The sequence below is a fragment of the Pseudomonas sp. SIMBA_068 genome (assembly GCF_046534705.1).
GTDB classification, from domain to species: Bacteria; Pseudomonadota; Gammaproteobacteria; order Pseudomonadales; family Pseudomonadaceae; genus Aquipseudomonas; species Aquipseudomonas putida.
The window spans coordinates 1-12,058 of sequence record NZ_JAWRYI010000004.1 but is presented as its reverse complement, the minus strand read 5'-3'; the positions used below and the strand labels follow the sequence as shown (position 1 = coordinate 12,058).

Genomic DNA, 12,058 nt, shown 5'->3' with positions numbered 1-12,058 from the left:
AGCTCCTTTGCAGGATCAGCCTTGTGCTGCGGAGGGGCCAGTCATGGCAATACAACTGCTGTGCCTGGTCTGGCCTCTTCGCAGCACAAGGCTGATCCTACAGAGAAATGTGATAGCTCAGCGGACAGCGGTCAGTAGGACGCCACCACTATCGACACCCGACGGTTCTCGGTGCGCCCCGCACTGGTGCGGTTGTCCGCCACCGGTTGTGTGCTGCCCAGGCCGCGGCTTTGGATGTTCTGCGCCTGCATGCCAACCCCGACCAGCGCCCTGGTCACGCTCTGCGCACGGCGCTCGGACAACTGCTGGTTGTACGCCGCTTTGCCCGACGAATCGGCATGGCCGTCCACCCGCACGCCCTGGATGCCAACGCCAAGCAGCGCCTTGCCAATGCGCTCGACAATTGCCTGGCTCTGGCCGTTGAGGCCATCCAGATCGCTACCGAACAGCACTTTGCCGGACAAATCGTAGGCCCAGCCTTCATCGGTGGGGGTAAAGCCTTCACGCTTGAGCACGGCGATCTGTTCGGGGGTCAGGCCTTTTTGGGGGGGGCTCTGGCAACCGGTCAGCGCCAGCACGGCGAGCAACAACGCCCAAAGGGGGAAACGCAAAGCGTGTATCACGGGTTCAACTCCTGTTTTTGATTTCATTGGCGGACCGTTCCGTCTGCGCCACTTGCCAATGGCCACGGCGTTTGCGCTTGGCCTGGTACATCGCCGCATCGGCGGCATTGAGAAGACTGGCGGGGTCAGCGCCGTCATCCGGGTAATAGGCAATACCGACACTCAGTGAGGTGGCGATACTGCGGCCACTGTCCAGCTGCACGGGCAGCTTCATGCTGGCAACAATCTTCTCGGCAATGAGCTCGGCGTCCTCGCGCGACTGCAAAGGTGTGAGCAGTACCGCGAACTCATCACCGCCCAGGCGTGCCACCAGGTCGTGCTCACGCAGTTGGGCACGCACGCGGTCGGCCACGCTGATCAGTACTTCGTCACCCACGGCATGGCCGAGGGTGTCGTTGATCTGCTTGAAGTGGTCGCTGTCGAGGAACAGCAGCGCCAGGTGGTCTTGCTGCCGCGCAGCGTTTCGCACGCTGCGGTTCAGGCGCCCTTCGAAGAAGGCGCGGTTGGGCAGGCCGGTCAGGCTGTCGTGGCTGGCCTGGTGGGCCAGGGTCTGGTTTTCGTTCTGCAGGTGGCTGTGCCATACCTCCAGTTCGTCGAGCAGGGCATTGAAGTCGTTGCCCAGTTCGTTGAGTTCGGCAATCGGTGCTTCCGGCACGCGCCGGTCGAAACTGCGCTCGCGGCGGGCGGCGTGGGCGACGCTGGCCAGGCCACGCAGCGGGCGGACGATATCGCTGAGCAGTCGCCGCGACAGGTATTGCGCCGCCAAGGCACTGAGTATTGTGCAGAACAGGATGCCGGCCAAGCCGCTCAGCAGGAACAGCAACAGGCTACGGCCCTGGCCGACCAGTTCGATGTGCCCGACCTGCTGTTGCTGGTGCAGGATCGGCAGGTTCACCGGCTCATCCAGCAACGCGGTGGCAACCTGCACTTCAAGCTTGGCAAGCATGCCAGTATCGGCGCGTTGCCAGTGCGCCAGCAGCTCGCCTTCGTCGTTGAAGACCTTGGCCTCGGCCACCTCCTCGCGACTGGCGATCAGCGCCAGCGATTCATTGGCCGCAGCACTGTCATCGAATACCACCGCCGCTTCCACGGTGTAGTTGATCGACCGGGCGATCAGGTGCAGGTTGTGATTGGCGTAGACGCGCAGGGCGAGCACGCCCAGCAGCGTGAGTGAAATACCGGCCAGGCCCACGGCGAGCAAGGCAACGCTGAGGTGGCCACGGCCCAGCACCGAGCGCAGGGTCGGGCGCACGCCCTGCTTGCGGGTCGGCTTCATGGCTGCACCGCCCGGCGCCGCGACAACTGCAGCACACTGGGGTGGATGCGTACGCCGGAACGCGCCACCGAGTCGAGGTTGACGTCAAAGGCCACCTGCTGGTCGCTGACCCGCAGGCAGAACAGGCTGCCAACCGTACACGGGTCGTTCGCTTCGCTGATGCTCAATACCGGGTGGCCGCTGACGCGCTCGAACAGTCGGTCACGCTGGCCCTGGTCGAGTTTGCCGATGTAGATGGCATCGCAGGCTTGGGCGACCTGAGTGTCTTCTGCCAGCAGGCGCCGCACCTGCAGCGGGCGGCCGGACTCCTGCACATGGCCTTTGATCAGGTCATCGGCGTATTCGGTCGGGCCGACCAGGCACAAGCGCAAGGGTGAAGGTTCGACAGGCCAGCGGGCGTAACTGAAGATGCCGAGTACCACTTGGGTGACGGCCTTGGCGCGTTGCTGCACCTGGGCGGCGGTTGTGGCGGTTTCTGCCTGGGCGGGGCCTGCAGAAAGGAACAGGACGGCCAGCAATAGCGAAAGCGCACAGCTTGTCACTCGCCTTGCGGCCACATTCATGTGGGAAATCTCTTAAAGTCCTTACCACTATCGGCGCAAAGATAGCACATGGCCGCATCGTTGTAGGAATGAGCTGCTTCATGTATCGGGGTTGATGGCTCAATCGCCGGCAAGCCAGCTCCCACAGGTGCAGCACAGCTTTCAAAGGCTGTGGAATCCCTGTGGGGGCTGGCTTGCCGGCGATTGGGCCTCGCGGTCTTACACCTGTTCCAGCATCAACCCGGAAATACGCCGCACCTTGCGCGCCACCGCTTCTTCGAAAATGCCCTGGCGTGGCTCGACCAGGCTGAAGCAGTGCTTGGCCCGGGTGATGCCGGTGTATACCAGCTCCTTGGTCAGCACCGGGTTGAGCGCATCTGGCAGCACCAGGGCCGTGTGGCTGAACTCCGAGCCCTGGGACTTGTGCACGGTCATGGCAAAAACCGTTTCCACTTCATTGAGCCGGCTGGGCAAGACGAAACGCACACCACCACTGCCGTCGTTCCGCGGGAAGGCCACCCGCAGCAGCGGCTCACCGCGCTCGTCCGGCAGGCGCAAGGCAATGCCGATATCACCGTTCATCAGGCCCAGGCCGTAGTCGTTGCGGGTCACCAGCACCGGGCGCCCTTCGTACCAGGGCTGCTGGCTGTCGATCAGGCCGGCATTGTGAAGCACCCGGGCCACCCGTTCGTTGAGGCCTTCGACACCCCAGGCACCCCGGCGCACCGCGCATAGCAACTGGAAGTCTTCAAAGCTGTGCAGCACCTTGCCCGCCCATTGTTCCCACGCGGGGTCATCAAAGGCGGTTTCCAGTGCAGGCCGGTAGCGGCCAAGGGTGCGCAGGTAGCTGCGATAGCCCTGCGGGCCTTCGGCACCGCGGTTCAGGCCGTCGAGTAGCAGGCGGTCGAAAGCACGGTCCTGCTCGTGCTTGAGGGCAAGGCTGTGCACGTCGGCCGGCGGCTTGGCCAGCAGGTTGCGCGCCGCGTGGGAATCCTGGCGATTGACCAGCCGCGCCAGCTGGCCAATGCCGCTGCCTTCGCCGAAGCGCCGCGAGAAGCGCAGCATCACCAATTGCTGGGCCAGCGGATTGCGCTGCTCATCACCGGCCTTGAGGCCGCTGGCGGCCAGCGACTCGCCACTGATCTGCTCCAGCCACGCTGCGGTCGCTGGCGAGTAATAACCCTCTTCGGCATCCCGGCACAGGTCGCCCAGTACCGCACCGGCCTCGACCGAGGCCAACTGGTCCTTGTCGCCCAGCAGCACCAGACGCGCCCGGGGTGGCAAGGCGTCGAGCAGGTTGGCCATCATTTCCAGGTCGATCATCGATGCTTCGTCGACCACCAGCACGTCCAGCGGCAGCGGGTTGCCGGCGTGATGGCGGAAGTGCCGGGAACCGGGGCGGCTGCCGAGCAGGCGGTGCACGGTGCTGACGTCAGTGGGGATTTGCCCGCGTACTTCGGCACTGACTTGCAGGCGCTCGACTTGCTGGCCAATGGATTCGGTCAGGCGCGCAGCGGCCTTGCCCGTCGGCGCGGCCAGACGGATGCGCAGCGGCCTGCCCTGCTCCACTGCCGGCCCTTGCAGCAAGGCCAGCAGGCGCACCACGGTGGTGGTTTTACCCGTGCCGGGGCCACCCGTGATGATGCTGAAACCGGCACGGGTGGCCAGCGCACAGGCGAGCTTCTGCCAGTCCACCTGGCCATCTGGTGCACCGCCCTCGAACAGCTGTGCCAGGCGATCTGACAGGTCGGGCAGCGGTGCTTCGGCCTGGGTCAGGCGCTGACGCAAGGTATGGTCGATACGCCGCTCGTAGCTCCAGTAACGGCGCAGGTACAAGCGCTCACCGCTGAGTACCAGTGGCCGGGCTTGTTGGCCCGGGGTATCGCCAGCGGCCACCAGCGAGCTGGCGGCGATGCGCTGGCGCCAGGCATTCAGATCGAGGTTGGCCAGCAACTGCGACGGCAGCAGCAAGGGCCCGATCAGGGCATCGCCTTCAGGCGGCAGCGACAGGGCGAAGTCGGGCTCGGCCAGGGTTTGCTGCAGGTCGAGGCAGACATGGCCGTGGCCCAGTTGGTGGCTGGCCAATGCTGCCGCCAGCAACAGCAAGGGATCACTGCCGGGGGCGCGCTCTTCGAGGAACGACACGAACGCACGGTCCAGGGCCCGCAGCCAGCCCCGCTCTACCCAGCGGTCGAGCAGTTGCAGCAGGTCACCGCTGTCATGCTGCGGCGCCAGCGCCAGCAAGTGCTCGGCGTGCAACGGGGTGGGCAACAGGTCAACCAGGTTTCGGCTCATATCTCGGCTCCGGCAAACAGGTCCTGCTGTGCCGGTGGGTGCTCGCCACGGAACAGCGCATCAAGGCTTTCGATCAGCTCGCGCGGTGGCTTGGTGTGGTACACGCCGTGGCCGCTGCTGCTCGCGCCGCGCAGGAAGATGAACAGGGCGCCGCCGACATGGCGGTCGTAATCGTAGTCCGGCAGGCGAGCGCGCAACTGGCGGTGCAGGGCCAGCAGGTACAGCACGTACTGCAGGTCGTAGCGGTGCTCGATAATGGCCTTTTCCATGGCCATGGCGTCGTAGGCCTGGATGTCCGGGCCCAGCCAGTTGGACTTGTAGTCGGTGACGTAGTACCGCCCGTCCAGCTCGAACGCCAGGTCGATGAAACCTTTGAACATGCCGTTGAGCACGGTCGGCTGCGCCGCCGGGCGTGCCAGGCCCGGATGGGTGTGGCGTGCCACCAGGCGGTCGAGTTGTTCGGCGTCGACCTGGTGGCTCGCGAACCAGAACTCCATTTCGATCTGGTAATGACACAACTGCCCCAGCGTCACGCCCTGGTCGCTGCCCGGCAACGGGAGCGCCTCGCCCAGCAGGCGTCGCATCCACTGGCTGAGGGTGGGGATCCAGCCGGTCCAGTCGCGGCGGTTGCAGCGCTGGCCAACGGTGCGCTCGATCAACTGCGGGTCACTGCTGACCTGGCTGAAGCCCTCGCGCCCCGCCCATTCCAGCAAGCCATGCAGGAAGGTGCCGGGGTTCGGCCCCCGCGGGAAGCGGTGAATGTCGCCACTGTCGGCCGGCACATCGCGCAGTACCTGGGCATCGACCACTTCGTCATCCAGCAGTTGCTGGGCCTGCGAACTGTCGGCAACCAGCGCCTGATCGCCGATACGCAGGGCGCTGTACGAAGCGATCCACCAATGCTCGGCCGCTGCGCGGCGCGGCTTGCGTGCGGGCAGCAGCTCACGGTCGGCATGGGGCATGCGATATACCTGCTCATCTGCCGGCGGCAGGCCAGGGCAAGCGATGTGCGGGCATGTCGCCGCCAGCGCCTGCAACCACTGGGTAAGCTGCTGCGAGCCTGCCAGGGCAAGGCCACCACCCAACAGATAGCCAAGTGCCGAGCGGTGCAGTTGTGAACTCTTTTGATTGCCGCGCTTCAAGTCGGCAACACCCAGCCAGCAAGCATGCTGGGCACGGGTCAGGGCCACGTAGAGCAGACGCAGGTCTTCGGCCAGGCGCTCGTCGTCGGCCCGCTCGATCTGCGCCTGGTCCGGGGTCAGGGTGAGGTGGGCGTCGCCGTGGCTGTCATGCCAGGCCAACGGCAGGCGGCTGCCGTCCACCGGTTTGCTGGTGCAGATGAACGGCAGGTAAACCAGGGGATACTCCAGGCCCTTGGACTTGTGGATGGTCACCACCTTGACCAGCTGTTCGTCGCTCTCCAGGCGCAGGATCTGCTCTTCACCGGCCTGCCCGGAACTGGCCAGGTGCTCGGCCAGGTGGCGGATCAGCGCCTGTTCACCGTCCAGCTCACCCGCCGCCTGCTGCAGCAGTTCGGCCAGGTGCAGCAGGTTGGTCAGCACACGTTCGCCGTCACTGCGACGGATCAGCGTGCGCGGCAGTTGGAAGTCGTGCAGCAGGAGCCGCAGCATGGGCAGTACACCTTGGCGTTGCCAGGTATCGCGATAATGGCGAAAACGCATGACCCAACCTTCCCAGACCCGTTCGTCCTGGTTCAGCCGGTCCAGCGCGGCCAGCGACAGGCCCAGTGTCAGGCTGGCCAGTGCGGCCTTGAGCAGGCGCTCCGAGTCTGGCTCGGCGCAGGCCTTGAGCCAGGCCAGCAGGTCGTGGGCTTCCTGGGCGGAAAACACCGAGTCCTTGTCGGACAGGTACACACTGCGCACATCGCGTGCGGCCAGCTCGGCACGGACCATCTGCGCTTCATGGCCGTCACGCACCAGGATGGCGATGTCCGAGGGCAGGCACGGGCGCAGTTCGCCTTCGCCATTCTGGAAGCCCGCTGTGCCCTGCTGACCGCCATTGAGCAAGGCGACGATATGGCTGGCGCAGCTGGCCGCCAGCTGCTGGCGGTAGACACTGCTGGAGACTGGCTCTTCGCTTGCCAGCTGCCAGCATTGCAGGGCTGCGCTGGCTTCCCCGTCAATCAGCAGCTGTTCGCCACGGCCCTTGGCGCGGACTTCGATGAACGGCAGCGGGTTGTCATCGGGCTCGCGGAACAGGAATGCCCCGCGCCCCGCATCACGCGCCTCGGCCTGCAGGAATACCTGATTGACCGCCGCGACCATGGCCTTGCTGGAGCGGTAGTTGGTATCCAGGCTATGCAACCGGCCGCTGGTGGCGCGCCGTGCAGCGAGGTAGGTGTAGATGTCGGCACCGCGGAAGGCGTAGATCGCCTGCTTGGGGTCACCGATCATGAACAGGCCGGTTTCTGCGCGGTTTTCGCTGATCTGGTAGATACGCTCGAAAATGCCGTACTGCACCGGGTCGGTGTCCTGGAATTCGTCGATCAGTGCTACCGGGAACTGCTCGCGGATCAGCCCGGCCAGGCGTTCACCGGCCTCGCTGGCCAAGGCGTGCTGCAGGCGCACGAGCATGTCGTCGAAGCCCATTTCCGCACGCCGGCGCTTCTCGATTTCGAACCGCGCCGATACCCAGTTGGCGGCATGCTCGAGCAAGGGCGCCTCCGGGCTGTCCAGGGCCTGCAATTGTTGCTGCAGTGTCTGCATCGCGTTGAGGGCCGGGTGCTCGGGTGGCTCGCCCTTCCAGGCTTCGGCCATGCCGTCTGGCGTCAGGCGGGTGAAACCGGTACCCAGGTCGAGCTCCACGAGTTGCTCGTCGCCGGCCCAGGCACAGAGCTTGTCGAACCAGGGCTCGAAGTAACGGGCCTGCATCTTGCGGCCATCGACCTGCTTGGCGGCCAGCGCATCGCGGCAGATTTGCCGCAGTTCGTCGGCCCACTGCGCCCACGGCGCCTTGAGCCGGGCCAACTGTTCGCCACGTTGTTGCAGCGATGCCTGGATCAGGGCTGCGGGCTCTGGCCCGTCCTGATGGGCGCGCACGCGGCCGAACAGTGGGCGAATGCGCGGCAGCAAGGCATCGGGGCTGCCCCAGTTGCCACGCACCCAGACCAGTGCGTCACCTTGCATGCCATAGCAGAAGCGCCGCCAGTAATCACGCATGACTTGGCCGAGCAGTTCACTGTGGTCGGTTTCCAGGGTCTGGGTGAACAAGCTGCCGCTGTCGAAGGCATGCTCGCGCAGCATGCGCTGGCACCAGCCGTGAATGGTCGATACCGCAGCCTCGTCCATCCACTGCACGGCGATTTCCAGGCGGCCTGCACAACGCGGCCAGGCCTCTTGCGGATAATCGTCACGCAGCTGATGCAGCAGCGGGTCTGCGCGTTCCAGTTCGCCACGGAAGAACCGTGCAGCCTCTGCCAGACGGGCGCGGATACGTTCGCGCAGTTCCTTGGTGGCTGCGTCGGTGAAGGTCACCACGAGGATCTGCGGTGGCAGCAGCTCGCGACCAAAACCCTGCTCACCTCCGTGGCCGAGGATCAGGCGCAGGTACAGCGCCGAAATGGTAAAGGTCTTGCCCGTACCGGCGCTGGCCTCAATCAGCTGGCTGCCGTGCAGGGGGAAACTCAGTGCCAGAGGACGGTCCTGGGTCATGCGCCTTTCTCCGGGTTGCCCAGGGTCTGCCAAGGGGCGGTGAACAATGGGCGGTACAAGGTTTCGCACCAGCCTTCAAAGGTTTCGTCAGCGGTGAGTGCGGCGAAGTCGCGGTACTGTCGGGCCAGGGCGATGCTTTCATTGCGCTCACCGAAACTGGTGCGCTCGTCGCCCTCATAGGCACGGGCAGCTGTGGCCAGGGCTTTGTCGGCATCGTCCTGGGCCAGCCAGGCGAACGCGGTCTTGGCTGCAACCGGCAGCGGCGCGTTCATCGCCGCCTGGCGGGCCACCAACAGGTCGCCAAGCAGTTGGGCGGCCTGGTCTTGCGGCAGCGGTGCGAGCAACAAAGTCAGGTCACTGGCCACCAAGGCACTGTTGTAGTGGTAGCCCGCCGCGCAGGCCGCCAGGTGCGTAACCCAGGGCGCAATCAGGCGGTGCCACTTGAGGTTGTTGCGCCCGGCGCTGATGGTGTTAGGCACGGTGGTGATGCTCAGCAGGCTCTTGTCATCCGCCTGGAACACACGGCCCAGCCAGCCTTCGAGCCGATGTTGGCCGTGCTCGAAATGCACCGGCAACGCGCCCTCGACCAACTGGGGCCAGCGTTGCAACAACTGGCGGTGGCGTTGCAGCAAATCTGGTAGAGGTTCGATCAACTCGCTTTGCAGCAACTCGCCAAAGCCGGCCAGCGGCAGCAAGCCACAGGCCTGCAGACGTCGGGCCTGTGCCTTCAAGGCTTGCTCCGCATTGTCCGGCTCGGACAGCGCCGCACCCAGCAGGCTTTCGCTGGCGCCGTAGCGTTGCAGGGTATCGAGAACGAACGGTTCTTCATCTGGGGTTGGCGCTTCCAGCGCTTCGAAATACACCTTCAGCCGCTGACTGAAGAAATGCCGCACCGGGTGGCGCAGAAAGTCATTCAGTTGGGTGAGGCTCAAGGCTTCATCGTCCTGGTAAGGCGGCAGGTCGGAGTCGCTCTGCTCATCCTCCTCACTCTGCCGGTGCAGCACCTGCCATTCGTGGGCAAAGCTGAACAGCGGGCTGCCCTTCTCGAAGTAACGCGAGCTGAACGGTTGCAGCGGGTGCTCCTGGGTCAGGGCGTGTAAAAACTGCTCGCCCGGTTGTGCGGGCTGCCCTTGCTCTGCGCCGGCCAGATGCCAGCCGGCGGCGAGGTGATCGCGCAACTGGCCGATCAGTACCGAGGCCGGGCGTTCGCTGTTGTCGCGGATACTGCGCCCGATCCAGCTGATATACAGCTGGTCACGTGCCGACAGCAGCGCTTCGAGCAGCAGGTAGCGGTCATCTTCGCGGCGCGAGCGGTCACCGGGTCGGTAGTCGCTGGCCATCAGGTCGAAGTCCAGCGGTTGCTGGGCGCGAGGGTAGTCGCCATCGTTCATGCCCAGCAGGCAGACCACGCGAAACGGGATGGCGCGCATGGGCATGAGGGTGCAGAAGTTCACCGAACCGGCGAGGAAACGTTGCGACAGCTTGCCTTGGTCGAGGCCCGACAGCCAGGCTTCACGGACTACGGTCAGCGGCAGCGGGTCTTGCAGGTCAACGGCCTCGCACACTTCAAGCCAGCTATCGCGCAGCTCTTGCAATTGCATCAGCAGGAACTCGTCGTGCTCGCCCTCCGCGAGGAAGAACACTTGCAACAAGGCATTCAGGCGCTCCCCCCACTGGCTGACGGTAGCAGGCTCGGACAAGGCCTGATAGGCCACTTCGAGCGCGTCGAGCAGCGCGGCCAGCGGGCCGATCAATGCCGCGTCCAGGCCACCGATTTCATCGTAGGGTTCGATGCCATCACACGCTTCACCCACGCCCACCGCGTAGCCCAGCAGCATGCGCCGCAAGCCGAAACGCCAGCTGTTCTGTTCAAGCCCTGCGGGCAAGCCCAAGCTGGCCCGCTGCTCGGCATTGAGCCCCCAGCGAATGCCGGCGCCCTCGATCCAGCGGTGCAGGGTAGGCAGGTCATTTTCGCGAATGCCAAAACGTGCACGCACGGCCGGTACGTCCAGCAGGTCGAGCACTTCGCTGACCGCGAAACGGCTGTCCGGCAACTTCAGCAGGTGTTCGAGGGCGATCAGCAGAGGCTCGCGACCGCGCTGGCCCTGGTCGGTGAGGGTGAACGGAATGTAGCGCGGGTCATTGCGTTGCAACTGGCCGAACACCGCGCGGATATGCGGCGCGTAGGTGTCGACGGCCGGCAGCATGACGATCACGTCACGCGGGCGCAAGGTAGGGTCGGCGCTGAAGCGGGCCAGCAGCTGGTCGTGCAGGATCTCCACTTCGCGTTGCGGGCTGTGGGCAATGTGGAAACGTACCGAACGGTCTTTCACCGTGTCGACTGCCGGCCAAAGCTCGCGGGTTTCGGCGAGCGGGCGTAGTTCGAGAATGTCGTCCTGCAACTGGTTTAGCAGCGTTGTGGGCGAGCCATCACTGAACAGGTCGATGCGGCCATCGCTGAACACACCCTGGTAGCTGCCTGGGTCGTCATAACTGTCGAGCAGGTTGATGTAGTCGCGGCCTTGTTTGCCCCAGGCTGCCAGCAACGGGTGGGCATGTTGATGCAGCGACTGGTCGTCCAGTTGCAGGGGCATGCCCTGCTTGCGCTGCTGGCGCTTGTACTGATGGCGCAGCAAATCCTTGTCGGCAACGATATCGGCCCAGTGGTGGCGGCAGGGGTTGTGCACGCACAGCAGCACCTGACTGAAGCGGGCCAGGCCCGCCAATGCTTCCAGGGCCTGGGCTGGTAGCGAAGAGATACCGAACACGATCACCCGCGGTGGCAGCCCGGCCGGTGCCTGCTGCAGGCTGTTGATACGTTCGATGAAGCGCTGATGCACCCCGGCGCGGCTCTGTGCCATGCCCGCTTCACCGACATCATCCAGCAGCGCACGCCACAATTCGGCCTGCCAGCGATTGCCTGGGGGCAGCGCTTTGCGCTCGCCGCGGGCGGTGTTGAGAATGTGCTCGCCCGCCGCCCAGTCCTTGAGCCAATCAGCGCGGTAGACCTGGTACTGGTCAAACAGGTCGGCCAACCGCTCGGCGAGCTGGTAACGCTTGCGCAGGTCGCTGTCGTCGGTAAGGAAGCGCCGCAGCGGTTCGAAATGCGGGCGCTCGATCAGGGCCGGCAGCAGGCGCATCAGGCGCCAGGTCAGCGGGGCCTTGTCGAGCAGGGAAACTTCAGGAATTTCGTCGCGGCCCAACACGCTTCGGTATAACTGCCACATGAAGCTGCCGGGCAGTTGCACATCGATTGCGGCGGCGATGCCACAACCACCCTGGTCGTCTTCAAGGGGGTCTTCGGCCAAGGCGAGCTTGAGCCATTGGGCGATGCCATTGCTTTGTACCAGGGCGATTTCGTTTTCCAGCGGCGCCAAGGGGTAGCGACGCATCCAGCTCACCACCAGACTGCGCAGGTCGTCGAGGCGGTTGCCGTGGACGATCATGAAGCCGGGGTGGAGAGTGGTAGTAGCCATTGAGCATTCCCTGGGAGGCGGTTGATTCCGATGCGGAACCATATCACGGGGCATGCCGTGGACCATGGCATGCATGGAGACAAATCTTTTCCTAGGCGGAAAAGACAAAACCCCTACCTGCATGCGCAGATAGGGGTTTTGCGAAATGAATCTTGACGATGACCTACTCTCACAT

Annotated in this window: 6 protein-coding genes; all 6 read right to left on the bottom strand. The window is 64.8% G+C overall.

Annotated features, from left to right (window positions below):
• Positions 1-131 precede the first annotated feature (131 nt).
• The 6 genes from SB756_RS11640 to recC all read right to left on the bottom strand — a co-directional run bounded on the left by SB756_RS11640 (position 132) and on the right by recC (position 11,883).
• Positions 132-623, bottom strand: a complete 492-nt coding sequence (locus SB756_RS11640) for an OmpA family protein (RefSeq protein ID WP_410910859.1) — start codon at positions 621-623, stop codon at positions 132-134.
• Positions 624-627: 4 nt separating this feature from the next.
• Complete coding sequence (locus SB756_RS11635; RefSeq protein ID WP_016497898.1) at positions 628-1,899, bottom strand: diguanylate cyclase domain-containing protein; 1,272 nt, start codon at positions 1,897-1,899, stop codon at positions 628-630.
• The gene (locus SB756_RS11630) at positions 1,896-2,462 is read right to left on the bottom strand and encodes a YfiR family protein (protein WP_016497897.1); all 567 of its coding nucleotides are present in this window, start codon (positions 2,460-2,462) and stop codon (positions 1,896-1,898) included. The genes SB756_RS11635 and SB756_RS11630 overlap by 4 nt, the downstream gene beginning before the upstream one ends.
• Positions 2,463-2,660: 198 nt before the next feature.
• Positions 2,661-4,736 (bottom strand): exodeoxyribonuclease V subunit alpha, encoded by a 2,076-nt coding sequence (recD, locus tag SB756_RS11625; protein WP_410910858.1) that lies wholly within the window; start codon positions 4,734-4,736, stop codon positions 2,661-2,663.
• Positions 4,733-8,407, bottom strand: coding sequence for an exodeoxyribonuclease V subunit beta (gene recB, locus SB756_RS11620; protein WP_410910857.1), 3,675 nt, complete (start codon positions 8,405-8,407; stop codon positions 4,733-4,735). The genes recD and recB overlap by 4 nt, the downstream gene beginning before the upstream one ends.
• Positions 8,404-11,883, bottom strand: coding sequence for an exodeoxyribonuclease V subunit gamma (recC, locus tag SB756_RS11615; RefSeq protein WP_410910856.1), 3,480 nt, complete (start codon positions 11,881-11,883; stop codon positions 8,404-8,406). The genes recB and recC overlap by 4 nt, the downstream gene beginning before the upstream one ends.
• Positions 11,884-12,058 lie beyond the last annotated feature (175 nt).